Annotated in this window: 24 protein-coding genes; 20 read left to right on the top strand and 4 right to left on the bottom strand. The window is 53.6% G+C overall.

Going from position 1 to position 25,426, the window contains the following annotated elements; translation table 11 throughout:
* Positions 1 to 32: 32 nt before the first annotated feature.
* Entirely contained in the window at positions 33 to 1,025 is a 993-nt protein-coding gene (gene pspF / locus L384_RS04035) for a phage shock protein operon transcriptional activator (protein ID WP_162184626.1), read from the bottom strand.
* Between the two features lie 151 nt (positions 1,026 to 1,176).
* On the opposite strand from pspF, the gene pspA reads away from it, so the two are divergent.
* The 15 genes from pspA (at position 1,177) to L384_RS04110 (ending at position 15,606) form a co-directional block, all read left to right on the top strand.
* A complete protein-coding gene (pspA, locus tag L384_RS04040) occupies positions 1,177 to 1,845 on the top strand; it encodes a phage shock protein PspA (protein ID WP_022651342.1) in 669 nt (222 codons plus the stop codon).
* Between the two features lie 49 nt (positions 1,846 to 1,894).
* Positions 1,895 to 2,119, top strand: coding sequence for an envelope stress response membrane protein PspB (gene pspB / locus L384_RS04045; RefSeq protein ID WP_003856853.1), 225 nt, complete (start codon positions 1,895 to 1,897; stop codon positions 2,117 to 2,119).
* Positions 2,119 to 2,478, top strand: coding sequence for an envelope stress response membrane protein PspC (gene pspC, locus L384_RS04050; protein WP_003856855.1), 360 nt, complete (start codon positions 2,119 to 2,121; stop codon positions 2,476 to 2,478). The genes pspB and pspC overlap by 1 nt, the downstream gene beginning before the upstream one ends.
* Positions 2,479 to 2,490: 12 nt before the next feature.
* On the top strand, positions 2,491 to 2,715 hold the full coding sequence (gene pspD / locus L384_RS04055) for a phage shock protein PspD (RefSeq protein WP_003856857.1): 225 nt from the start codon (positions 2,491 to 2,493) through the stop codon (positions 2,713 to 2,715).
* A 195-nt stretch (positions 2,716 to 2,910) separates the two neighbouring features.
* Positions 2,911 to 4,608, top strand: coding sequence for a sugar phosphorylase (locus L384_RS04060; protein ID WP_023324789.1), 1,698 nt, complete (start codon positions 2,911 to 2,913; stop codon positions 4,606 to 4,608).
* 13 nt (positions 4,609 to 4,621) lie between these two features.
* Positions 4,622 to 5,914, top strand: a complete 1,293-nt coding sequence (locus L384_RS04065; protein WP_003856860.1) for an ABC transporter substrate-binding protein — start codon at positions 4,622 to 4,624, stop codon at positions 5,912 to 5,914.
* 21 nt (positions 5,915 to 5,935) lie between these two features.
* The gene (locus tag L384_RS04070) at positions 5,936 to 6,817 is read left to right on the top strand and encodes a carbohydrate ABC transporter permease (protein WP_003856862.1); all 882 of its coding nucleotides are present in this window, start codon (positions 5,936 to 5,938) and stop codon (positions 6,815 to 6,817) included.
* Positions 6,804 to 7,646 (top strand): carbohydrate ABC transporter permease, encoded by an 843-nt coding sequence (locus tag L384_RS04075; RefSeq protein ID WP_015570402.1) that lies wholly within the window; start codon positions 6,804 to 6,806, stop codon positions 7,644 to 7,646. The genes L384_RS04070 and L384_RS04075 overlap by 14 nt, the downstream gene beginning before the upstream one ends.
* 28 nt (positions 7,647 to 7,674) lie before the next feature.
* A complete protein-coding gene (locus tag L384_RS04080) occupies positions 7,675 to 8,727 on the top strand; it encodes a zinc-dependent alcohol dehydrogenase (protein WP_023324788.1) in 1,053 nt (350 codons plus the stop codon).
* A 16-nt stretch (positions 8,728 to 8,743) separates the two neighbouring features.
* Positions 8,744 to 9,532: a sugar phosphate isomerase/epimerase family protein gene (locus tag L384_RS04085; protein WP_023324787.1), complete on the top strand. Its 789-nt coding sequence runs from the start codon at positions 8,744 to 8,746 to the stop codon at positions 9,530 to 9,532.
* Between the two features lie 11 nt (positions 9,533 to 9,543).
* Complete coding sequence (locus tag L384_RS04090) at positions 9,544 to 10,602, top strand: Gfo/Idh/MocA family protein (RefSeq protein ID WP_111946901.1); 1,059 nt, start codon at positions 9,544 to 9,546, stop codon at positions 10,600 to 10,602.
* Complete coding sequence (locus tag L384_RS04095) at positions 10,596 to 12,875, top strand: glycoside hydrolase family 65 protein (RefSeq protein ID WP_023324785.1); 2,280 nt, start codon at positions 10,596 to 10,598, stop codon at positions 12,873 to 12,875. The genes L384_RS04090 and L384_RS04095 overlap by 7 nt, the downstream gene beginning before the upstream one ends.
* Positions 12,865 to 13,530, top strand: a complete 666-nt coding sequence (pgmB, locus tag L384_RS04100; RefSeq protein WP_023324784.1) for a beta-phosphoglucomutase — start codon at positions 12,865 to 12,867, stop codon at positions 13,528 to 13,530. Before L384_RS04095 ends, pgmB begins: the two co-directional genes overlap by 11 nt.
* A gap of 13 nt (positions 13,531 to 13,543) precedes the next feature.
* Positions 13,544 to 14,626 carry an ABC transporter ATP-binding protein gene (locus tag L384_RS04105; protein ID WP_003856876.1) on the top strand — a complete coding sequence of 361 codons (1,083 nt, stop codon included), beginning with the start codon at positions 13,544 to 13,546 and terminating at the stop codon, positions 14,624 to 14,626.
* Positions 14,627 to 14,691: 65 nt separating this feature from the next.
* Positions 14,692 to 15,606 (top strand): OmpG family monomeric porin, encoded by a 915-nt coding sequence (locus tag L384_RS04110; RefSeq protein ID WP_023324783.1) that lies wholly within the window; start codon positions 14,692 to 14,694, stop codon positions 15,604 to 15,606.
* A gap of 33 nt (positions 15,607 to 15,639) precedes the next feature.
* Here the strand turns inward: L384_RS04110 and L384_RS04115 are convergent, their stop codons facing one another.
* A complete protein-coding gene (locus L384_RS04115; protein ID WP_023324782.1) occupies positions 15,640 to 16,650 on the bottom strand; it encodes a LacI family DNA-binding transcriptional regulator in 1,011 nt (336 codons plus the stop codon).
* A 155-nt stretch (positions 16,651 to 16,805) separates the two neighbouring features.
* On the opposite strand from L384_RS04115, the gene L384_RS04120 reads away from it, so the two are divergent.
* The 3 genes from L384_RS04120 (at position 16,806) to tyrR (ending at position 20,905) form a co-directional block, all read left to right on the top strand.
* Positions 16,806 to 18,203 (top strand): YcjX family GTP-binding protein, encoded by a 1,398-nt coding sequence (locus L384_RS04120; RefSeq protein WP_023324781.1) that lies wholly within the window; start codon positions 16,806 to 16,808, stop codon positions 18,201 to 18,203.
* Positions 18,200 to 19,252, top strand: coding sequence for a YcjF family protein (locus tag L384_RS04125; RefSeq protein WP_023324780.1), 1,053 nt, complete (start codon positions 18,200 to 18,202; stop codon positions 19,250 to 19,252). Before L384_RS04120 ends, L384_RS04125 begins: the two co-directional genes overlap by 4 nt.
* 111 nt (positions 19,253 to 19,363) lie before the next feature.
* The gene (gene tyrR, locus L384_RS04130) at positions 19,364 to 20,905 is read left to right on the top strand and encodes a transcriptional regulator TyrR (RefSeq protein WP_003856887.1); all 1,542 of its coding nucleotides are present in this window, start codon (positions 19,364 to 19,366) and stop codon (positions 20,903 to 20,905) included.
* Between the two features lie 34 nt (positions 20,906 to 20,939).
* On the opposite strand, the gene tpx is transcribed toward tyrR, so the two are convergent.
* Positions 20,940 to 21,446, bottom strand: a complete 507-nt coding sequence (gene tpx, locus L384_RS04135; RefSeq protein ID WP_023324779.1) for a thiol peroxidase — start codon at positions 21,444 to 21,446, stop codon at positions 20,940 to 20,942.
* 106 nt (positions 21,447 to 21,552) lie between these two features.
* Between tpx and ycjG the strand changes: the two genes are divergently transcribed.
* A complete protein-coding gene (gene ycjG, locus L384_RS04140; RefSeq protein WP_023324778.1) occupies positions 21,553 to 22,518 on the top strand; it encodes an L-Ala-D/L-Glu epimerase in 966 nt (321 codons plus the stop codon).
* On the opposite strand, the gene mpaA is transcribed toward ycjG, so the two are convergent.
* Positions 22,509 to 23,222 carry a murein tripeptide amidase MpaA gene (gene mpaA, locus L384_RS04145; RefSeq protein ID WP_023324777.1) on the bottom strand — a complete coding sequence of 238 codons (714 nt, stop codon included), beginning with the start codon at positions 23,220 to 23,222 and terminating at the stop codon, positions 22,509 to 22,511. The genes ycjG and mpaA overlap by 10 nt on opposite strands.
* 183 nt (positions 23,223 to 23,405) lie before the next feature.
* Between mpaA and L384_RS04150 the strand changes: the two genes are divergently transcribed.
* Positions 23,406 to 25,022, top strand: coding sequence for a peptide ABC transporter substrate-binding protein (locus L384_RS04150; RefSeq protein ID WP_023324776.1), 1,617 nt, complete (start codon positions 23,406 to 23,408; stop codon positions 25,020 to 25,022).
* The last annotated feature ends 404 nt before the right edge of the window (positions 25,023 to 25,426 follow it).

The raw sequence follows: 25,426 nt of genomic DNA, 5'->3' as shown, positions 1-25,426 counted from the left end.
GTAAAAATGTCTGGGGGTAAGTGCTGATAATGTCAGCGCATTTGATGTTTTTTGAGCAATGCCCTTAACTGATGGTAGGTCAGGCCCAGCAGTTCAGCCGCCCGTTTCTGATTATATTTCGCCTCTTTCAGGCTCTGCTCGAGCAAGTTTTGTTCCTGCTGATGCTGGAACTGGCGTAAATCGAGCGGCAACGCCGGATCCTGCTGGCGCGTCGCCGGAACCGGGGGCTGTTTATCCTCGCGACGAAACGGATCGAGAATAATGTTGTCCAGTTCGGTTTCGCTGCTGCCATGCCGGTAAACGGACCGTTCCACCACGTTTTTCAGTTCACGAATATTGCCCGGCCAGTGGTAACCGAGCAGGGTCTCAGTGGCCTGTTCGCTAAAGCCCGGAAAGAGCGGCAGGCCCAGTTCCCGACACATCTGAATGGCAAACTGATCGGCCAGCAGCATGATATCGCTACGTCGCTCCCGCAGCGGCGGCAGCTGAACGACATCGAAAGCCAGCCTGTCCAGCAGGTCGGCGCGGAATTTGTCCTCTGCCACCATCGCGGGCAGATCGGCGTTAGTGGCGCACACCAGGCGAACGTTGACCTGGAGCGGCTGACTGCCGCCAACGCGTTCCAGTTCGCCATACTCAATGACGCGCAGCAGCTTTTCCTGCACCAGCATCGGCGCGGTCGCCAGCTCGTCGAGAAAAAGCGTTCCGCCATCGGCGCGCTCAAAGCGTCCGGGATGGCGTTTTTGTGCGCCGGTAAAGGCGCCAGCTTCATGACCAAACAGCTCGGTGTCGAGCAGATTTTCATTCAACGCCGCGCAGTTAAGGGAAATAAAAGGGCCGTCCCAGCGGCCAGACAGAAAGTGCAGGCGGTTAGCGATAAGTTCTTTACCCGTTCCGCGCTCACCGATAATCAGCACCGGTTTATTCAGCGGCGCGAGGCGCGAAACCTGTTCAAGCACTTCCAGGAAGCTGTTGGCTTCGCCAAGCAAATTATCCTTATAGTCAGTCATGATGAAATTAACCACTCCTTAGTGATATTCACCAGGTGAGAATAGCCGCTGGATGGATAAATATCAATCACATTGAGTAAAATCAATAAGATAAAAAGTTGGCATGGGATTTGTATTATCTGTTGAGCAGGGCATCGCCCGATAACAGAACTATGAGGATTGAATTATGGGTATTTTTTCTCGTTTTGCCGACATCGTGAACGCCAACATCAACTCGCTGCTGGAGAAAGCGGAAGATCCGCAGAAGCTGGTGCGCCTGATGATTCAGGAGATGGAAGACACGCTGGTTGAAGTACGCTCCACCTCCGCCCGCGCGCTGGCAGAGAAAAAGCAGTTAACACGTCGTATCGAGCAGGCGACTGCCCAGCTTAACGAGTGGCAGGAAAAAGCGGAACTGGCGCTGCGTAAAGATAAAGAAGATCTGGCCCGCGCTGCGCTGATTGAGAAGCAGAAGCTGACCGACATGGTTGCCACGCTGGAACATGAAGTGACGCTGGTGGATGATACTCTGACGCGTATGAAGAAAGAGATTGGTGAGCTTGAAAACAAACTCAGCGAAACCCGTGCACGTCAACAGGCGCTGGCGCTGCGCCACCAGGCTGCAAGCTCGTCCCGCGACGTGCGTCGCCAGCTGGACAGCGGCAAACTGGATGAAGCAATGGCGCGTTTCGAATCGTTTGAACGTCGTATCGACCACATGGAAGCGGAAGCCGAAAGCCACAGCATCGGTAAGCAGAAAACCCTGGATCAGCAGTTTGCTGACCTGAAGGCCGATGATGAAATTAGCGAGCAACTGGCTGCGCTGAAAGCCAAAATGAAACAAGACAACCAATAATAATTCCTGCGGCACCTGAGCGTGCCGCATCGTTAGACAAGGAGTACACATGAGCGCGCTTTTTCTGGCTATACCCCTGACCATTTTCGTGCTGTTTGTTCTGCCCATCTGGTTATGGCTGCACTACAGCAACCGCTCTTCACGCGGTGAGCTGTCGCAGAGTGAACAACAGCGGCTGGCGCAGCTCTCTGCCGAGGCAAATAAAATGCGCGAACGTATTCAGGCGCTGGAAGCCATCCTGGACGCGGAACACCCAAACTGGAGGGAACGGTAATGGCTGGACTGAATCTGAATAAAAAACTGTGGCGGATCCCACAGCAGGGCATGGTTCGGGGCGTTTGCGCCGGGCTGGCGCACTATCTGGATGTCCCGGTAAAACTGGTGCGTGTGGTCACCGTATTGTCGATTTTCTTCGGTCTGGCCTTTATTACACTGGTGGCATACATCATTCTGTCGTTTGTACTCGATCCTATGCCGGAAGGTGAGCTGAATGCTGAGAACACGCCAACCAGCAGCGATCTCCTGAACGCGGTGGATGAACAGCTGAGCGCAGGGGAGAAGCGATTGCGCGAGATGGAACGTTATGTCACCTCCGATACCTTTACGCTGAGAAGTCGTTTTCGTCAGCTTTAAGAGAGAACTTACATGAAACAAAACTGGCAACAGGCCGGTCAGAAGGTAAAACCCGGCCTGAAAATCGCAGGTAAACTGGTTCTGATGACGGCGTTACGTTATGGCCCGGCCGGTGTGGCGGGTTGGGCGATCAAGTCTGTTGCCCGCAAGCCGGTCAGAATGATGCTGGCGGTCGCTCTGGAGCCGCTGTTACAGAAACTGGCAAAACGCGTTTCCCGGCGCTACTTGTCACGCTAGATCCTCCCGCATAAGCCCTTTCTCCCCCAGAGAAGGGGCATGACTTTCCTTTCTGCGTTTCTTCTGCTTTTCTGCTTTCTTTGCGGCAGCTCACAATAATGCGTTGCGCTGCGCTGAGAATGCTGCTTTCTGCCCCCGGGTCCGTTGACAGTTATTTTTCATGGGAGTAGATTGCCACTCCGTGGGACCGCTACCATGGAAAATAATGTGAACGCAAAAATTAAAAAACTCATCAATCATATCTACGGTGAATCATTTTCAGATGCACACCTTAACGTGTTATTAACTAAGCTTGAAAAAGCGGCGGCTAATATTACGGAAAAGCGTAAGTCAGGCTGGGATGAAAAAGACGTTGTGCTGATTACCTATGCCGATCAGTTCTCCACAAAAGGGGAGCAAGCGTTGCCGGTATTTACCCGGTTCTATAATGAATGGCTTTCTCGTACGTTTTCCCATGTCCATCTGTTACCTTTTTATCCGTGGTCTTCGGATGATGGATTTTCCGTCATTGATTATCACGAGGTTGCTCCTGAAACAGGAACCTGGCGAGATGTCGCAGAATTAAAACAGTCAGCCAGCTTAATGTTTGACTTCGTTTGCAATCATATGTCAGCGAAAAGCGAATGGTTTGCTAATTATCTTGCGCAGAAGCCGGGCTACGAAGATTTCTTTATTTCTGTCGACCTCGAAACCGATTTATCCGCGGTGACGCGTCCACGCGCATTACCGCTGCTGACGCCGTTCACGCTTCATGATGGCAGCGTTCGTCATCTGTGGACCACATTCAGCGATGACCAGATCGATCTCAATTTCGCCTCGCCGCAGGTGCTGATTGCCATGGTTGACGTTCTGCTCCATTACCTCATGGAAGGGGCGCGTTATATCCGTCTGGATGCGGTCGGGTTTATGTGGAAGATCCCGGGAACCACCTGTATCCATCTGGAACAAACCCATTGCCTTATCCAGCTGTTCCGCGCCATTACGGACGCTGTGGCGCCTGGAACGGTGATCATCACTGAGACAAATGTTCCCCACAAAGACAATGTCTCTTACTTCGGTGATGGTGAAAATGAAGCCCAGATGGTCTATCAGTTTTCCTTACCTCCGCTGGTGCTGCATGCTGTTCATCGTCAGGATGTTAAAGCCCTATGCCAGTGGGCGGGGTCACTGGCGCTGCCTTCAACTCATACCACCTGGTTTAATTTCCTGGCCTCGCATGATGGTATCGGTTTGAACCCGTTACGCGGCATCCTTCCGGAATCAGAGCTCCTCTCGCTGGTTGAAAAGCTTCAGCAGGAAGGCGCGCTGGTCAACTGGAAAAATAATCCTGACGGTACGCGAAGCCCCTATGAAATTAATGTCACCTATCTTGATGCGTTGAGTTTGCGAGACAGCTCAGATGATGAGCGCATTGCGCGGTTCATCCTGGCGCATGCTGTGTTGTTAAGTTTTCCTGGCGTACCGGCTGTATATATTCAAAGCATTCTCGGTTCGCGTAACGATTATGAAGGTGTCGAACGTCTTGGATATAACCGCGCAATAAACAGGAAGAAATACACCGCAGGTCAGGTTGATCTGGAACTCAATAATAAGAAGAGTATTCGTTATCAAATTTATTCTCGTTTGAGTGAGCTTATTGCTATTCGTCGCGGCGAGAGTGCGTTCCATCCGGATAGTCAGGCTATTTTTGACGCAATCGGCGAACATATCCTTAAAATTGTTCGTGTTGCTGAAAATGGCGAGCGAATGACAGCATTATTTAATTTTAGCACTAAAATGCAGACCATTTATGGACAAACACTCTTTGGTAGGGAATTACTATCAGGACACGATATTAGCGGTACGGAACTGAACCTCAATCCATGGCAGGTAATGTGGATTAAAGAAAACTAAAAAGGACCCTAAAATGAAAATGCCCAAAATTGTGCTGTTATCAGCACTGGTTTCGTGCGCCCTGTTATCAGGCTGTAAGGACGATAAAGCATCTCAGGTCACCATTGAGTTTATGCACTCGTCGGTAGAACAGGAGCGTCAGGCAGTTATTACGAAACTGATCGAAAAATTCGAGAAAGAGAACCCGACTATTACGGTGAAACAGGTACCCGTTGAGGAAGATGCCTATAACACCAAGGTCATTACGTTGGCCCGTACCGGCGCGCTGCCGGAAGTGATTGAAGTCAGCCATGACTACGCCAAAGTCATGGATAAAGAGCAACTGCTGGACCGTGACGCGATCGGCAACGCGATTAAAGCCGTCGGTGAAGATACCTTTTATGACGGCATTTTACGCGTTGTTCGCACTGAAGACGGCAAGGCATGGACGGGGGTGCCGGTTAGCGCCTGGCTGTCCGGCGTCTGGTATCACAAAGATGCGCTCGCGGCAGCAGGAATCGAAGAACCGCACAACTGGGAGCAACTGCTGAAGGCCAGTCAGTCGCTCAACGATCCGGCGAAAAAACATTACGGTATCGCGCTGCCAACCGCAGAAAGCGTCATGACCGAGCAGGCTTTCTCGCAGTTTGCGTTGTCAGGCGGAGCCAACGTCTTTGATGCAAACGGCAACGTGAAAATCGATACCCCTGAAATGTCGAAAGCGCTGGCGTTTTATCGGGCACTGGCCGCGAACACCATGCCGGGCTCGAATGATGTCATGGAGATCAAAGACGCCTTCATGAACGGCTCTGCGCCGATGGCCGTTTACTCCACCTATATCCTGCCCGCGGTCTACAAAGATGGCAATCCGGCCAACCTGGGGTTCGTGGTCCCGACGGAAAAATCATCAGCCGTGTACGGCATGATCACCTCGTTGACGATCACGACCGGCCAGACCGAAGAGGAAACGCAGGCGGCAGAAAAATTTGTGACCTGGATGGAGCAGGCTCAAAACGCGTCTGACTGGGTGATGATGTCCCCTGGTGCGGCGCTGCCGGTGAACAAACTCGTGGTGGGCACTGAGAGCTGGAAAAACAACGACGTGATCAAAGCCTTTGGTCAACTGCCTTACGAGCTGATTGCGCAGTTCCCGAACGTCCAGGTATTTGGCGCCGTAGGCGACAAAAACTTTACCCGCATGGGAGATGTTACCGGGTCCGGCATTATCAGTTCCATGGTGCATAACGTAACGGTGGGACAAAAAGATCTCAATGCGACGTTAAGCAACAGCCAGAAGAAACTGACTGACCTGATCTCACAACGATAGGAGCGCTTTGCGAAGGGAATTATGAAGACGTTGTTTTCTGGTCGTTCAGATATGCCTTTCGCCATGCTGCTGTTGGCCCCCAGCCTGATTTTGCTGGGGGGCCTGGTGGCCTGGCCAATGATTTCCAACATTGAAATCAGTTTTTTACGTTTACCGCTGAACCCGCGTATTGATGCGGTGTTCGTCGGCCTGGATAACTACATTCGCATTCTGGGCGATGCTGCGTTCTGGCACTCCCTGTGGATGACGTTCTGGTATACGGCCCTGGTCGTGCTCGGCAGCACCGGGTTGGGACTGGCCGTAGCGATCTTCTTTAACCGTGAATTCCGCATGCGGAAAACGGCACGTTCACTGGTGATTCTGTCCTACGTGACGCCGTCTATTTCACTGGTATTTGCCTGGAAATACATGTTCAACAACGGCTACGGGATTGTGAACTACCTGGGCGTTGATCTGCTGCATCTCTACGATCAGGCGCCGCTGTGGTTCGATAACCCTGGCAGCAGTTTTGTCCTGGTCGTGCTGTTCGCCATCTGGCGTTACTTCCCATACGCCTTTATCTCGTTCCTCGCGATTCTACAGACCATTGATAAATCCTTGTACGAAGCGGCAGAGATGGACGGGGCGAATGCCTGGCAGCGTTTTCGTATCGTGACGTTGCCCGCCATCATGCCGGTGCTGGCCACGGTGGTCACGCTGCGAACCATCTGGATGTTCTACATGTTTGCGGATGTGTATCTGCTCACCACCAAGGTCGACATTCTGGGCGTATATCTCTACAAAACCGCCTTTGCGTTCAATGACCTGGGTAAAGCAGCCGCCATTTCCGTTGTGCTGTTTGTGATCATCTTCGCGGTCATTCTGCTGACCAGAAAAAGGGTAAACCTCAATGGCAACAAATAAACGCGTTCTGGGCCGTATCGGTTTTTATCTGGGACTGGCGCTATTTCTGATTATCACGCTGTTTCCGTTTTTTGTGATGTTGATGACGTCATTCAAAAGCGCGAAAGAGGCGATCTCGCTGCACCCGACCATTCTGCCGCAGGAGTGGACGCTACAGCACTACATCGACATCTTTAACCCGCTGATTTTCCCGTTTGTGGATTACTTCCGTAACAGCATGGTGGTGTCGCTGACCTCCTCGGTCATTGCGGTGTTTCTCGGCACGCTGGGCGCGTATGCGTTATCCAAACTGCGCTTTAAAGGGCGTACGACGATCAATGCGAGCTTCTACACCGTCTATATGTTCTCCGGGATCCTGCTGGTGGTGCCGCTGTTCAAAATCATCACCGCGCTCGGCATTTATGACACCGAACTGGCGCTGATCATCACCATGGTGACGCAGACGTTGCCTACCGCGGTCTTTATGCTGCGCAGCTATTTCGACACCATCCCGGACGAAATCGAAGAAGCCGCGATGATGGACGGCCTGAACCGCCTGCAAATCATCTTCCGCATCACCGTGCCGCTGGCGATCTCGGGTCTGGTGTCGGTCTTTGTCTACTGCTTCATGGTGGCGTGGAATGACTATCTGTTCGCCTCCATTTTCCTGTCCAGCGCCAGCAACTTCACGTTGCCGGTGGGGCTGAACACGCTCTTCAGTACGCCAGATTACATCTGGGGTCGCATGATGGCGGCATCGCTGGTAACGGCACTTCCGGTCGTCATTATGTATGCCCTGTCTGAACGTTTCATTAAAAGTGGTTTGACCGCCGGCGGCGTGAAGGGCTGAGGCGGCCGATATTAACAAGGAGTCAGTCATGAAAAAATTAGTTGCGACAGCGCCTCGTGTAGCGGCGCTGGTGGAATACGAAGATCGTCCTGTTGCAGCACATGAGGTGAAGATTCGTGCCCGTTATGGTGCCCCGAAACACGGCACCGAAGTCGTGGATTTCCGCGCGGCAAGCCCGTTCATCGATGAAGAGTTCAACGCTGAGTGGCAGATGTTTACCCCGCGTGAAAAAGGTGCAGCGCGCGGCATCGAATTTGGTAAATTCCAGCTGGGGAACATGATCGTCGGCGACATTATCGAATGTGGTGCGGACGTGACGGAATACCAGATCGGCGACAGCGTCTGCTGCTACGGCCCGTTGCAGGAAACGGTCATCGTAAACGCGGTGAACAACTATAAGCTGCGCAAAATGCCGCAGGGCGCATCCTGGAAAAACGCCGTTTGCTACGATCCGGCGCAGTTCGCCATGAGCGGCGTGCGTGATGCTAACGTCCGCGTAGGGGATTTCGTCGTGGTTGTGGGGCTGGGCGCGATTGGCCAGATTGCGATTCAGTTGGCGAAAAAAGCCGGTGCGTCAGTGGTTATTGGTGTCGATCCTATCGAACATCGCTGTGAGATCGCCTGCCGTCACGGTGCAGACCACTGCCTGAACCCAATCGGTACCGATGTCGGTCTGGAAATTAAGAAACTGACCGGCAAGCAGGGCGCCGATGTGATCATCGAAACCAGCGGATTTGCAGATGCGCTGCAATCTGCGCTGCGCGGTCTCGCCTACGGTGGAACGATCTCCTACGTGGCTTTCGCCAAGCCGTTTGCGGCAGGCTTCAACCTTGGTCGCGAAGCACACTTCAATAATGCCAAAATTGTCTTCTCCCGCGCATGCAGTGAACCCAACCCGGATTATCCGCGCTGGAGCCGCAAGCGTATTGAAGAGACCTGCTGGGAATTGCTGATGAACGGTTATCTCAATTGCGAAGATCTGATCGACCCGGTCGTCACCTTCACCACCAGCCCGGAAAGCTATATGAAGTATGTCGATCAGCACCCGGAACTCAGTATCAAAATGGGCGTCACTTTTTAAGCTAAGGACAGCAATCATGAAAATCGCAACACAAAACCAGGCCTTTTTCCCGACCGCTATCATGGAAAAATTCGAATACATCAAAGCGATGGGATTTGATGGCTACGAAATTGATGGCCGACTGCTGGTGGAAAACCTCGACGAAGTAAAAGCGGCTATCAAAGCCACCGACCTGCCGGTCACGACGGCTTGTGGCGGATACGATGGCTGGATCGGGGATTTCATTGAAGAACGCCGCCTGAACGGTCTACAGCAGATTGAACGCATTCTGGAAGCGCTGGCAGAAGTGGGCGGAAAAGGGATTATCGTTCCGGCTGCCTGGGGGATGTTTACCTTCCGTCTGCCGCCAATGACTTCGCCACGTAGTCTGGACGGCGATCGCAAAGCGGTCAGCGCTTCCCTGCGCTGGCTGGATGAGGTGGCAGCGCGCACCGGTACTACCGTCTACCTGGAGCCGCTGAACCGCTATCAGGATCATATGATCAACACTCTGGCCGACGCGCGTCGTTATATCGAAGAGAACGGCCTGAAGCACGTGCAGATCATCGGTGATTTCTACCACATGAATATTGAAGAAGACTCCCTGACGGAAGCGCTGCATCAGAACCGCGACCTGCTGGGTCATGTGCACATTGCTGATAACCACCGCTATCAGCCGGGCAGCGGCAGCCTCGATTTCGCCAGCCTGTTCGATCAGCTGCGTGCCGATAATTATCAGGGTTACGTCGTGTACGAGTGCCGGGTGCGTGCCGACGATCCGGCTCAGGCCTATAAGGACTCTCTCACTTACTTGCGTGAATGCTAAGGATGACGAGCGTGATGAGTGCTTCTACACCTTTGCCTCTGCGCGTCGCCATCATTGGCGCCGGGCAGGTTGCAGACAAAGTGCATGCCTCGTATTACGCCACGCGCAGTGATGTTCAAATGGTGGCTGTCATGGACAGCCGCCTTGAGCAGGCACAGGCGTTCGCGGAACGTTATGCTATTCCATCGGCATGGCAGGACGCTCACGAGATGTTGCAGGAAGTAAAACCGGATGTGGTGAGCGTCTGTTCGCCTAACCGGTTCCATTTTGAACATGTGATGGCGGCTCTCGAAGCAGGTTGTCATGTGATGTGTGAAAAGCCGCCGGCGATGACGCCGCACCAGGCGGATGAGATGCGTCTCGCGGCGCGCAAGGCCGGAAAAGTCCTCGCGTACGATTTTCACCATCGCTTTGCGCTGGATACCCAGCTCCTGCGCGATGCGGTAATGAACGGAACGCTCGGTGAAATTTACTTCACCTCCGCGCAGGCGCTGCGTCGTTGCGGTGTGCCGGGGTGGGGCGTTTTCACCAATAAATCGCTCCAGGGCGGCGGGCCGCTGATCGATATCGGCATTCACATGCTGGATGCCGCGATGTATGTGCTGGGTTTCCCGACCGTGAAACGGGTAACCGCGCACAGCTTCCAGAGACTGGGGAACCGGAAACACACCGGCCAGTTTGGCGAATGGGATCCTGCGCAGTTTACCGTGGAAGATGCCCTGTTTGGCACGATTGAGTTCTGCAACGGTGGCATTCTGCGTCTGGATACCTCTTTTGCGCTTAATATCCGCGAGCAGTCGATCATGAACGTCTCTTTCTGCGGTGAGAAGGCGGGTGCAACGCTGTTCCCGGCACACATTTATAACGACGAAGCCGGTGTTTTACAGACGCTGACCCAGCGGGAAGAAGCTGACGATCGCCGACATCTGCGCAGTATGGACGCGTTTGTTCGCCACGTATTGCGCGAGCCGGTCATGATTGCCGATGCGGAGCAGGGGCTGGTGATCCAGCAATTAGTCGCGGCGTTATATGAAGCCGCGGAAACAGGGGAAAGCGTGACGTTATGCTGAACCAGTCTGTATTAACCGATCCGAGCTTTTGCCCGCATAGCCTGAATAAGTACGCGTCCATTATGGCCTGCGGCAATGGCTACATGGGCATTCGCGCCACGCATGAAGAAGATTACACCCAGCAGACCAGAGGCATGTATCTCGCGGGGCTGTATCATCGCGCGGGACGCAACGAAACCACAGAGCTGATCAATCTGCCGGATGTCACCGGGGTTGAAGTTGAGCTGGACGGCGTCAATTTCACGCTCCTTTCAGGCGAAATTCTTGAGTGGCAACGCGAGCTGGCCTTTGCTAACGGCGAACTGCATCGTAACGTTGTCTGGCGTTCGCCGGACGGAAAACGCTATCGCCTCGAGAGCCGTCGTTTTGTTTCGCTGGACCAGTTGCCCTTAGTGGCAATGCAGCTCTCGATTACACCGCTTGATGGCGCCGCTCAGGCCGTGCTGAAAACCGGCATAGATGCGACACAGACGAACAGCGGCAGGCAGCATCTGGATGAAATCTCGGTCAGGGTTTTTGACCAGCACTACATGCAGGGTGTGTATGAAACGCAGGACCGGGCGTCTGAAGTTGTTGTTTCGGCGTTTTGTCAGCTCTCCGCTCAGAGCGACAGCTGTTTCACCGCCAAAAATCGTCGCCTCAGCGTTCATCATTCTCTGACTATCTCGCAAGGTGACACCGTCACGCTTGAGAAGATCGTCTGGCTGACCCATCGCAGCGATAAAGCGCTCTCACAGGAGTCTTTCGCCCGCAACGCGCTGGCCGATCTCAAAGTCTGCGCGGCAAGAGGCTACGATGCGTTGCTTGAAAGCTCAGCGTATGCCTGGAAAGCGGTATGGCGTGACGCTCGGGTGGAAGTGACTTGTGCAGAACAGCAGGATCAGCTTGCGCTGGATTATGCCGTCTGGCACCTGACGACAATGACGCCAGCCCATAGCGAAAGAAGCAGCATTGCCGCGAAAGGGCTGACGGGGGAAGGGTACAAAGGGCACGTCTTCTGGGATACCGAAATTTTCCTGTTGCCGTTCCATCTGTTTACCCGTCCACAGATTGCCCGCAGCCTGCTGCGCTATCGCTGGCTGAATCTTTCTGGCGCGCGTGAAAAAGCACGCCGTAACGGTTGGCCGGGCGCGTTGTTCCCGTGGGAAAGCGCCGCCAGCGGAGAGGAAGAGACGTCAGAATTCGCAGCCATTAACATCCGCACCGGGGTTCGCCAGAAGGTCGCCTCCGCACTCGCTGAACACCACATCGTGGCTGATATTGCCTGGGCCGTTGTCGCTTACTGGCAGGCAACACACGACGATGCCTTTATGCGCAATGAGGGTCTGACGCTGCTGATGGAAACCGCTTCGTTCTGGATGGGACGCGCGACGGAAATTAATGGTCGTCTTGAGATCCATGACGTGATCGGACCGGATGAATACACCGAGCATGTCAACAACAACGCTTACACCAACTATCTGGCCTGGCACAACGTGGCCTGCGCGCGTCAGTTTATGGCGAAATTTGGGCGTGAAGATGCGCGTTTTACGGAGAATGCCGGTAAGTTCCTGGCGCGCCTGTGGCTGCCAGAGGCCGACGCAGAGGGTGTGATCCCGCAGGATGATACCTTCATGGCAAAACCTGCCATCGATCTGAGCCGCTATAAAGCCAAAGCGGGTAAGCAAACCATTCTGCTTGATTACTCTCGCGCGGAAGTGAACGAGATGCAGATCCTGAAGCAGGCCGACGTGGTGATGCTTAACTACCTGCTGCCGGAACGGTTTACGCCGCAGCAATGTGCCGCCAATCTGGCGTTCTACGAGCCACGCACGATCCATGATTCATCCCTGAGTAAAGCCATTCACGGCATCGTGCTCGCACGCTGCGGTGACACCGAGGGGGCGTATGCCTTCTGGCGCGATGGGATTGCCATCGACCTGGGGGACGACCCGCACAGCAGTGATGACGGTATTCATGCCGCCGCCACCGGTGCGATCTGGTTGGGCGCCATCCAGGGATTTGCTGGCCTGCACATTAGCGAAGGGGAGCTGCATCTTGCGCCGAAGCTGCCTGCTCACTGGCAGAAACTCGCCTTCCCGCTGCGGTGGCGGGGCGCAACAATGCACATTACCTGTGAAGATGACCAGTTAACCATTGAAACCACCGCACCTGTCACGTTGACGCTGTGGGGTGAAACGCTGCATGTATCAGGGCGAAAGGTCTGTGAGCGTAAGGACTTTCTTGTACCTGTTAATGGGACCGCTACCACGGAGGGGCGCCATGACGCTTAACGCTGTTGTATTCGATCTGGACGGGGTGATCACCGATACCGCGCATCTTCACTTTCTGGCCTGGCGCGCCGTGGCGGAGGAGATTGGTATCACCTTCGATGAAGTATTTAACGAACAGCTGAAGGGAATAAGCCGTATGGACTCCCTCCAGCGCATTCTGAAACATGGCGGGAAAGAGGGGATGTTCAGTGACGAGCAGCGCCTGGCGCTGGCGACGAAAAAAAACGCGCTTTACTTCCAGTCGCTGGCATCACTGACGCAGGATTCGCTGCTGCCGGGTATTCGCGACGTGCTGGCGGATATTCGCGCCGCGAAGGTCAAAATTGGCCTGGCATCCGTATCGCTTAATGCTCCTGGGATTTTGCACGCGTTGGGTATTCATCAGGCTTTCGATTTTTGCGCCGATGCTTCGCGTATTAGCCGCTCAAAGCCGGACCCGGAAATCTTCCTTGCGGCCTGTAAAGGACTGAACGTGCGTCCTGAAGAGGCCATTGGTATCGAAGATGCCGCCGCAGGGGTAGATGCGATCAACGCCGCAGGAATGCTGTCGGTCGGGATTGGACCTGGCCTGAACCATGCGGGATTACAACTTCATTCAACGCAGGAACTGACCTGGGAACGCCTGACGGCGTTCTGGGCATCCCGGGCGTATTGATAAGGAATTAATAATGGCTCAACTGTCTCTGAAACACATTCAGAAAATTTATGATAACCAGGTCCACGTGGTGAAGGATTTCAACCTCGAAATTGAAGACAAAGAATTTATCGTCTTCGTCGGTCCATCGGGTTGTGGGAAATCCACGACGCTGCGAATGATTGCCGGCCTCGAGGAGATCAGCGCGGGTGAACTGATTATTGACGGGGTTTGCATGAATGATGTTCCCGCAAAGTCCCGTGATATCGCGATGGTCTTCCAGAACTATGCGCTCTATCCGCATATGACGGTCTACGACAACATGGCGTTTGGCCTGAAAATGCAAAAAATTGCGCCCTCCGTCATTGAAGAACGCGTTACCTGGGCGGCACAGATCCTGGGCTTGCGCGATTACCTCCAGCGTAAACCTGGCGCGTTGTCCGGCGGTCAGCGTCAGCGCGTGGCGTTAGGCAGGGCGATAGTGCGCGAAGCGGGGGTGTTCCTGATGGATGAGCCCTTATCCAACCTCGATGCCAAACTTCGTGTGCAGATGCGCGCTGAAATCAGCAAGCTGCATCAGAAGCTTAATACCACCATGATTTACGTGACGCACGATCAGACGGAAGCCATGACGATGGCGACCCGCATCGTGATTTTAAAGGACGGCATCATTCAGCAGGTGGGCGCGCCGAAGCAGGTCTACAACGAGCCGGCGAATATGTTCGTTGCAGGATTTATTGGCTCACCGGCGATGAACTTCATTCGTGGCGCAATCGACGACCGCTATTTTGTGACGGAAACGCTGCGTCTGGAGATCCCGGAGGACAAGCTGGCCGTACTGAATGCGCAAGGTTACCAGCGTAAAGCGGTTGTCTTTGGGATCCGTCCGGAAGATATTCTCACCGTACAGCGAAGCGGCGAAAACATCACGGCGAAGATCAGCGTTGCTGAGCTGACCGGGGCTGAATTTATGCTTTATGCCACCGTGGGTGGGCATGAACTGGTTGTCCGTGCGGGAGCGGCGGATGATTACGTTGCCGGAGATAATATAGGCATCCAGTTCGATATGAATAAGTGCCATTTCTTCGATGCTGATACTGAAACAGCTATTAGATAAGAAAGGTGTTCGCCGGAAATGAAAGTTTCCGGTTTTTTGTATGTTAATTATAAAGGAATATTTTAATGAGTACTCTACTAAGAAGTGCTGCACTCGTCCTGTGCGCAGGGGTGAGCTGCGCGCAAGCAACTGAATCAGCCAAACAGTGGGAATTTAATATTGGCGCCATGTATGAAATTGAAAACGTCGAAGGTCAGGCAGACGATAAAGATGGATTATATGAAGCCTCCGTGTGGTTTAATGCCACTTGGGATGCATGGACCATTTCGCTGGCTATGTATCAGGAAGGGCCGGTTGATTACAGTAGCATGACGCGCGGCACCTATTTCGATCGTCCCGAAGTAGAATTACGCTATCGTATTATTGGTACCGATGATTTCACGCTGGGACTGACGGGTGGTTTCCGTAATTACAGCTATCATTTCAAAGATGAGGATGGCGCGAAAGCGGGCAGCGCAAATATGCAGCGCTATAAAATTCAACCGGACTGGGATGTAAAATTAACCGATGACTGGCGTTTTGGCGGATGGTTTGCCATGTACCAGTTTGCGAATGACCTGGCAAAAACCGGTTATTCTGACAGCCGTGTTGAAACGGAAACCGGTTTTACCTGGACAATTAACGAAACCGTCTCTGCAAAAGTTAATTACTATTTAGAGCGGGGTTTCAATATGGACAGTTCACGTAATAACGGTGAATTCTCCACTCAGGAAATCCGTGCGTATATGCCTGTTTCATTAGGACAGACAACCCTGACGCCGTATACTCGTCTTGGGCTTGACCGCTGGACAAACTGGGACTGGCAGGACGATCCGACACGTGAAGGGCATGATTTCAATCGTCTGGGATTGCTCTATGCTTATGACTTTGCGAATGGCCTTTCCATGACGCTGGAATATGCCTACGAATGGGAAAACCATGACGAAGGCGAAAACGATCGCTTCCACTATGCGGGGATCGGCGTGAATTACGCGTTCTGACAGGACGTTACCAGGGGCGTTTGCCCCTGGTTTTTAGCGTAATGAAGCCGCATCTGAAAAATGCGTTTCAACCAATACCTTATGCGGGGCAGGTTTACCCGCAATGCACCTGAACAACAAATCGCAGCTCTCTTCGCCCAGCTTTCTCGTGGGGATATCAAAACCGCCTGGTGCAGGGGTTAAAATGAGAGATAGCATCGGGTCGCTGTATCCTGCCATTGCGACCTGTTCCGGGATCGTCAGATTTAGCTCGTCCGCGGCACGATAAAGACTCAGCAATTTCATGCTGTCCGTCGCAAAAACCGCATCGGGCGGGTTGTCTGATGAGAGTAGCTGACAGGCCGCCTGAAGCGCGCTTTCATGGGTATATCCGCCATCAATAACCCAGTCCGGATTAATCGCAATACCGTGCTTCTCAAGGCTCGATTTATAGCCCGCCAGGCGATCGATAGAAACGTGATAATCGAGAGGGGCATGCAGGCAGGCAATTTTAGTGCGACCATGTGTGATAAATGAGTCGGTTAATATGGCGCTGTCGTGGAAATTATCCGTGTCGACAGAATAGATATTCTGGTAATTGCCTTCCACTTTACCAATAACGACCACGGGCACACCGTATTCGTCCAGCGTCGCGAAAAAAGACTCGTTCGCCGGCGAGCTTAGCATGATGATCCCTTTGATCATCTTCTGCTTTATTTTACCCACGCATTTTTGCAGATCATCTTCGCTGCTTTTGGACGTTTGTAAAATAACATCAAAACCTTCTTCTTCTGCTTTTGCCGTTATGGCATGCAGTACATCAGAGAAAAACGGATTCCCTGCGGTGGTTTTGGTTGAACGGGTCGAAATAACCATAATGGCGTCGAAGCCAGAAGAGGTGAGTGCGCGGGCAAGTTTATTCGGTTGATAATTTAATTCTTCTATCGCCTTCAACACCTTTTCGCGCGCTTCAGGAGAAATATTCGTTTGTTTATTCAGAACGCGCGACACGGTTGATTTCGAAACGCCAGCAACGCGGGCAATATCATAGATGGTGGGTGACATACACCTTACTCACTCCAGACGGACAGCAATTGCGCCCATCTTACTGGAGAGAAAACGGCAATAGCAATAATTAAGAATTGATAATCAACGATCTGCCCCAATTTACTGTATTCTGAAGTGACTTTTTTCAGGGTTCCAGGCAATGAAGGACGGCGATGAAGCGACTTAAAAACGAATTCAATTCTCTGGTGAACCGTGGCGTTGATCGCCATCTGCGTCTTGCCGTGACGGGGCTGAGCCGCAGCGGTAAGACAGCATTCATTACGGCGATGGTCAATCAGCTGTTGAACCTGCATGCAGGAGCGCGCCTGCCACTGCTTAGCGCAGTGCGCGAGGAGCGGTTGCTGGGGGTGAAACGCGTACCGCAACGTGATTTTGGCATCCCCCGTTTCACCTATGATGAAGGTCTGGCGCAGTTATACGGGGGACCTCCCGCCTGGCCCACCCCGACGCGTGGCGTGAGCGAAATCCGGCTTGCGCTTCGTTTCCGCTCGAATGAATCCCTGATGCGTCACTTCAAAGAAACGTCCACGCTCTATCTCGAAATTGTGGATTATCCGGGAGAATGGCTGCTCGATTTACCGATGCTGGCGCAGGATTACCTGAACTGGTCCCGACAGATGACCGGTTTGTTGCAGGGGCAGCGGGCAGAGTGGTCGACCCAATGGCGCCAGCTTTGCGAAGGGCTGGACCCGCTGGCGCCGGCGGATGAAAACCGTCTGGCCGTCATAGCCGAAGCCTGGACGGATTACCTGCATCAGTGCAAGCAGGATGGGTTGCATTTCATTCAGCCGGGCCGCTTCGTTCTGCCGGGTGATTTAGCCGGTGCTCCCGCGCTACAGTTTTTCCCGTGGCCGGACGTTGACAGCATCGGCGAATCGAAACTGGCGCAGGCGGACAAGACCACTAACGCCGGTATGCTCCGCGAGCGATACAATTATTACTGTGAGAAGGTGGTTAAGGGCTTTTATAAAAATCACTTTTTACGCTTTGACCGCCAGATCGTGCTGGTGGACTGCCTGCAACCGCTCAACAGCGGGCCGCAAGCGTTCAATGATATGCGGCTGGCGCTGACGCAGCTGATGCAAAGCTTTCATTATGGCCAGCGTACGCTGTTTCGCCGTTTGTTCTCGCCGGTCATCGACAAGCTGCTGTTTGCCGCCACAAAAGCTGACCATGTGACGGTCGATCAGCACGCCAACATGGTATCCCTGCTGCAACAGCTGGTGCAGGATGCCTGGCAGAATGCGGCCTTCGAAGGGATCAGCATGGACTGTCTGGGGCTGGCGTCCGTACAGGCTACGCAGAGTGGGTTGATTGACCTGAATGGCGAGAAAATTCCGGCCCTGCGGGGCAACCGTCTCAGCGACGGCGAACCGCTCACGGTCTATCCGGGGGAAGTTCCGGCGCGTCTGCCGGGCCAGGCTTTCTGGCAAAGCCAGGGTTTTCAGTTCGAAGCCTTCCGTCCGCAGAGCATGAACGTTGATCAGCCATTGCCGCATATCCGTCTGGATGCTGCGCTGGAGTTTTTAATTGGAGATAAATTGCGATGACGGAACCGTTAAAACCTCGCATTGATTTTACCGGCCAGCTTGAGCAGACGCCCCATGAGGCGTTTAAAACGGCGCAAACCTTCAGCGGCCCGCAGGCTGACAACTTTGCTCCCGTGCTGGCAGACGAGCCGATGGTTGAAGAGGGGCAGGCGGAAGCGGTGGTTGATGCGGCACTGCGCCCGAAACGCAGCCTGTGGCGTAAGATGGTGACCGCCGGGTTAGCCCTTTTTGGTGTGAGCGTAATCGGCCAGGGCGTGCAGTGGGGCGTCAATGCCTGGCAAACGCAGGACTGGGTGGCGCTGGGGGTATGCGCCGCCGGGGCGTTGATTGTTGGTGCGGGCGTTGGCTCAGTCGTCAGCGAGTGGCGTCGCCTCTGGCGTTTGCGTCAGCGTGCCCACGAACGCGATGAAGCGCGGGATCTGCTGCACAGTCACGGCACAGGAAAAGGGCGTGCTTTTTGTGAAAAGCTTGCGGCTCAGGCCGGGATAGATCACTCTCACCCGGCGCTTCAGCGCTGGTATGCGGCGATCCACGAAACCCAGAATGACCAGGAAGTGGTCACGCTCTATGCGCACATTGTTCAACCGGTACTGGATGCGCAGGCTCGTCGTGAGATCAGCCGTTCGGCGGCGGAATCTACCCTGATGATCGCCGTCAGTCCGCTGGCAATGGTGGACATGGCCTTTATCGCCTGGCGCAACCTGCGTCTGATCAACCGCATCGCCAGGCTGTATGGCATTGAGCTTGGCTATTACAGCCGACTGCGCCTGTTCAAACTGGTGTTGCTGAATATCGCCTTCGCCGGGGCAAGCGAACTGGTACGGGAGGTCGGGATGGACTGGATGTCGCAGGATCTTGCGGCGCGTCTCTCTGCCCGGGCGGCGCAGGGGATTGGTGCCGGTCTGCTGACGGCACGCCTGGGTATCAAAGCGATGGAGGTTTGTCGTCCACTCCCCTGGATCGATGGCGATAAGCCGCGGCTGGGGGATTTCCGTCGCGAATTGATTGGCCAGCTTAAAGAGACGCTCAATAAAAAACCTGCTCAGTGAGGTTTTGTTTACTAATCGTGCGGGCTGTCAATATTTGTTGACAGCCACCTTCCCGAACACCGTGATCTGACATATCATTTTACTGTTATTGGCTTAAACGGTGAATTTCCCATGCGTCTGGAAGTCTTTTGTGAGGACCGTCTCGGTCTGACCCGCGAGTTACTCGATCTTCTTGTTTTACGTAGCATTGATTTACGTGGCATAGAGATCGACCCTGTCGGGCGAATTTACCTCAATTTTGCCGAAATTGAATTTAATACCTTCAGTAGCCTGATGGCGGAAATCCGCCGTATCGCTGGCGTTACGGATGTACGCACCATCCCCTGGATGCCGTCCGAGCGGGAACATCTTGCGCTGAGCGCGCTGCTGGAAGCAATGCCGGAGCCGTTTCTCTCTCTCGATCTGAAAAATAAAGTCGAGCGCGTTAACCAGGCCAGCTGCCAGCTGTTTGCGCAGACTCAGGAAAAACTTATCGGGCACCACGCCACGCAACTGATCACCGGTTTTAATTTCCAGCGCTGGCTGGACAGCAACCCGCAAAATACCCATAGCGAGCATGTCGTCATCAACGGACAGAATTTCCTGATGGAGATCACGCCGGTCTACCTGAAAGGGGAAAATGCCGCGCGGGTGCTGACCGGCGCAGTGATCATGCTGCGCTCCACGGTGCGAATGGGGCGTCAGTTACAGAACCTTTCCAGCCAGGACGTCGGCGCATTCAGCCAGATTATTGCGGTGAGCCCGAAGATGCGTCATGTGATCGACCAGGCGCGCAAGCTGGCAAATCTTACGGCGCCGCTGCTGATTACCGGGGATACCGGTACGGGGAAAGATCTGCTGGCGCATGCTGTGCACATGGCCAGCCCGCGTGCGGCAAAACCGTATCTGGCGCTGAACTGCGCCTCTATTCCTGAAGATGCCGTTGAAAGTGAGCTGTTCGGGCATGCGCCGGAAGGTAAAAAAGGCTTCTTTGAACAGGCGAACGGTGGCTCGGTGCTGCTGGACGAGATTGGCGAAATGTCGCCACGCATGCAGGCGAAACTGCTGCGTTTTCTCAATGACGGCACGTTCCGCCGCGTGGGGGAAGATCATGAAGTGCATGTGGACGTGCGCGTCATCTGCGCCACCCAGAAAAACCTGGTGGAGCTGGTGCAGAAAGGGGTATTCCGCGAAGATCTCTACTATCGTCTCAACGTTCTGACGCTCAATATTCCGCCGCTGCGCGATTGCCCGCAGGACATCATGCCGTTGACAGAACTGTTCGTGGCCCGTTTTGCCGACGAGCAGGGCGTGCCGCGTCCGAAGCTCTCTGCCGACCTGGGCACCGTGCTGACGCGTTACGGCTGGCCGGGCAATATTCGTCAGCTTAAAAATGCGGTCTATCGCGCATTAACTCAGCTTGAAGGGTATGAACTGCGCCCTCAGGATATTCTGTTGCCGGATTACGATGCCGGGACGGTCTCGGTAGGCGAAGAGGCAATGGAAGGCTCGCTGGATGACATCACCAGCCGTTTCGAGCGTTCAGTGTTAACGCAGCTTTATCGCAGCTATCCGAGCACGCGCAAGCTGGCTAAACGTCTTGGGGTGTCACATACCGCGATTGCGAATAAGCTGCGCGAGTATGGGTTAAATCAGAAGAAGGGTGACGAATAAATAAAAAAGCCTCTTTGCAGAGGCTTTTTTACGTTTAGGCTTTAAGCGCCTCAAGTGCAGCGGTGTAATCCGGTTCGGTAGTGATTTCGTTGACCAGCTCACTGAAAACAACGTTGTCGTTTTCATCGATCACCAGCACCGAACGAGCAGCCAGACCTTTCAGCGCGCCTTCGGAAATGGCAACACCGTATTTTTCCAGGAAATCCGGGCTGCGCAGAGTGGAAAGGGTGATAACGTTGCTCAGGCCTTCAGCGCCGCAGAAGCGGGACTGGGCAAACGGCAGGTCAGCAGAAATGCACAGCACTACGGTGTTGTCCATTTCGGTCGCCAGCTGGTTGAATTTACGCACTGATGCAGCGCAAACGCCAGTATCGATGCTTGGGAAAATGTTTAGGACTTTACGCTTGCCAGCAAACTGGCTCAGCGTGACGTCAGACAGATCTTTAGCCACCAGAGTAAAAGGCTGTGCTTTGCTGCCAGACTGTGGGATGGAACCTGCAACAGCAACCGGGTTGCCCTGGAAATGAACGAGTTGTGACATAGATATCTTCCTGTTTACAAATAGTTAACGTCGTGGCTAGTGTATGTCATCCGCAGTTAGCACGGCAAACCAATTTTCTGCCTTTCCGGCCTGCAAGGAGTCAGTGATGAGAAGCGTTAAGGTCTATGAAGAAGCCTGGCCATTGCACACCCCGTTTGTGATCTCGCGCGGCAGCCGTAATGAGGCCTGCGTGGTCGTGGTTGAATGTGAAGAGGACGGCGTAAAAGGCGTCGGAGAATGTACCCCTTATCCTCGCTACGGAGAAAGCCTGGCGTCAGTCATGGCGCAAATTATGACGGTGGTGCCCGAGTTGCAGGCGGGCCTGACGCGTGAGGCTCTTCAGCTTCGGTTGCCGGCCGGCGCGGCACGCAACGCGATTGACTGCGCACTCTGGAGTCTGGAAGCGGCGAAACGACAAAAACCGCTGCCTGCGCTGCTGGACGTTACGCTGCCGCAATCGATCGTCACCGCGCAAACGGTGGTCATCGGTGAACCAGAGCAAATGGCCGCCAGCGCTCAGGCGTTGTATGCCACAGGTGCAACATTATTAAAGGTGAAGCTCGACGATCGTCTGATTAGCGAACGCATGGTCGCCATTCGTGCGGCGGTACCTGATGCCACTCTTATCGTCGATGCGAACGAATCATGGCACAGCGAAGGGCTGGCAGCCCGTTGTCAGCTGCTTGCCGATCTGGGCGTTGCCATGCTGGAGCAACCCCTCCCGGCAGAAGACGATGCCGCGCTGGCGAATTTTATTCATCCGCTTCCCGTCTGTGCAGACGAAAGCTGTCATACCCGTGAGAGCCTGTCAGCCCTCAAGGGACGTTACGAAATGGTGAACATTAAGCTGGATAAAACAGGTGGATTAACCGAGGCTCTGGCTCTGGCACAAGATGCGCAGGCGCAAGGCTTTGCTCTGATGCTGGGCTGTATGTTGTGTACGTCCAGAGCGATCGGCGCTGCACTCCCGCTGGTGAACAGCGTGCGCTTTGCCGATCTGGACGGCCCAACCTGGCTGGCGGTTGACGTCTCACCCGCGCTGAATTTTACCTCCGGCGTACTTCATCTTTGAGGCTGCCAGCGCAGGAGATCTGTCATCGCCCGCAGGTATTTTTCGCTCGCTTCATCCGAGGAGATGGGCGGAAACTCTGCGGTGATACAGTGAAGGCTGAGGTCTGCGCACCAGCTGCCAAACGACCCGGGTGTTTCATAGCCAACGCTGCTCACCAGAGGTAGAGCAAACGCATCCGCCAGCCACTGCCCGAGCGCCGTATGACGAGGATCTTCAATACAGGCGAGGGGATCGTGGAAAGAGACAACCCAGGCCGGGTGGATCTTATGAATAAGCTGGCACAGCGCCTGAGTCTCCGGTTCGGAACCGGGTTTGTCTCCTGTGAGCAGGACCACATCTCGCTCCTGCGCCGAACTGTTCCAGCGATACACCGTTTCACCGGCGCGCCAGTTTGCCGCCGGGAAGTTCCTGTTCAGGTCAACGCCGCGTGCATTCGCCCGTAATCCAAGCTGACAACCGTCCGGGTTGACGGACAAAATCACATGATGACGTCGTAAATCGGGGGCCAGCGTACGTAGCGCGCACGAGAGCGTCACGACAGACGAGTTTTCATCGCCATGCGTGCCTGCAATGATTAAGCCGCTATTGCGATCGGCCTCGGGGGCCGGAAACCAGATCAGCGGCGCGCCTAAAAATGAGCGTCCATAATGTTCAGTACCGGGCGGGAAGGCGCCGCGTTCCGTTCTTGGTCGGGTAGTTGCCATAGTAAACCCTGATGATAAAGTCACTTCTGGCAGTGTTGTGCAAAAGCCGCGCTTAATCAAATAGTTTCCGTGTGTGTGGAAAATTGCCTGACATCAACTTTCCGGAGGAAGCATTTGCATTTCTCCGTTTCGAAACAAATAATTACGCATCTGTCTGTTACCTGACATCATTAAGGGGATCGTATGAAGCATCCTGTTTCGCTTCTTTGTACTGCGCTGTGGCTGTGCGGGCTTTCTTCACTTTCATATGCCGCGGAGGTTCCCGAAGGAACGGTTCTGGCGCAAAAGCAGGAGCTGGTTCGACATATCAAAGATGAACCCGCTTCGCTCGATCCGGCAAAAGCGGTGGGATTGCCGGAGATACAGGTGATTCGCGACCTCTATGAAGGGCTGGTAAATCAGAACGAAAAAGGGGAGTTAGTTCCCGGCGTGGCGACGCGCTGGCAGAGCAATGACAATCGCGTCTGGACGTTCACGTTGCGGGATAACGCTAAGTGGTCTGACGGTACCCCGGTGACGGCACACGATTTTGTCTATAGCTGGCGTCGTCTGGTTGATCCTAAAACAACGTCACCTTTCGCCTGGTTTGCGGCGCTGGCGGGCATTAACAATGCCCAGGCCATTATCGACGGCAAAGCTGCTCCGGATACGCTCGGCGTGACGGCGGTGGATGCTAAAACGCTGCGCGTGCAGCTTGACAAACCGCTGCCCTGGTTCAGCAATCTGACGGCTAACTTCGCGTTTTATCCTGTTCAAAAGGCCAATGTGGAAAGCGGTAAGGAATGGACGCGCCCTGGCGCGCTCATTGGCAACGGTGCGTATGTGCTGAAAGATCGCGTGGTGAATGAAAAACTGGTGGTTGAGCCAAATTCTCATTACTGGGATAACGGCAGGACGGTGCTTAAAAAAGTCACCTTTGTGCCGATCAACCAGGAGTCCTCAGCGACCAAACGCTATCTTGCGGGCGATATCGATATTACAGAATCGTTTCCGAAAAACATGTACCAGAAGCTGCTTAAAGATATTCCGGGACAGGTATATACACCGCCACAGCTTGGGACCTATTACTACGCGTTTAATACGCAAAAAGGCCCAACCGCGGATGCACGCGTACGTCTCGCGCTCAGCATGACTATCGACAGACGTATTATGGCGGAAAAAGTCCTGGGGACCGGCGAGAAACCGGCCTGGCATTTTACTCCCGATGTCACTGCGGGTTTTACGCCGGAAACCTCGCCATTTGAGCAGATGTCACAGCAGGAGCTGAATGCGCAAGCGAAAACGTTGTTGCAGGCGGCAGGCTATGGCCCTCAGCGTCCGCTAAAATTAACGCTGCTGTATAACACGTCTGAAAACCACCAGAAAATCGCGATTGCCGTTGCATCCATGTGGAAGAAAAATCTGGGTGTTGACGTTAAGTTGCAGAATCAGGAGTGGAAAACCTACATCGACAGCCGCAATACCGGGAATTTTGACGTCATCCGTGCATCGTGGGTAGGGGACTACAACGAGCCGTCGACATTCCTGTCGCTGCTGACCTCCTCCCATAGCGGGAATATTTCACGATTCAACGACCCTGCTTACGATAAGATTATTCATCAGGCGACGCTCGAAACCACTGAAAAAGCGCGTAATGCCGACTACAACATGGCCGAGAAGATCCTCACCGAGAAAGCACCGATTGCCCCTATTTATCAGTACACCAATGGACGTCTCATCAAGCCATGGGTTAAAGGTTATCCGATAAATAACCCAGAGGATGTTGCGTACAGCCGTACAATGTATATTGAAAAGCATTAAAAAGAGGTCAGGGCGCTACGTGATTATGGTAAACATCCATTAACCGCATAAGCGCCCGCTCTCAGGGGGCATGATTTTACAGCCTGGTTAATACCGTATATCCCCTTCATATCAGCCCATCACTCATTGTCATGATGAATATCTTCAGAGAGATTCTTTCTCCCGTTTATCGAAAAACGCGTAGTCATTTATTCGCCATTCCTGTAGCAGTATAGTCATTACTGTTTTCAAGATTAAATTTGTCCGATACAGGATTTTTTCATATTCAGGCCATTTATTGAATTAAAACCTTATTTCTCTGCGCTGTTACGGGGCGTGTTAATAAATGCATTGATGTAAATCAATTATTCAACCTCATGGAACAATAAGTTCAATATTTCCAAACAAAGCAGTCATTCCTGCCA

Source organism: Enterobacter sp. MGH 38, assembly GCF_000492855.1.
GTDB lineage: Bacteria > Pseudomonadota > Gammaproteobacteria > Enterobacterales > Enterobacteriaceae > Enterobacter > Enterobacter hormaechei_C.
Note: the sequence above shows the minus strand (reverse complement) of the source record. Positions and strands in the feature narration are given on the sequence as shown.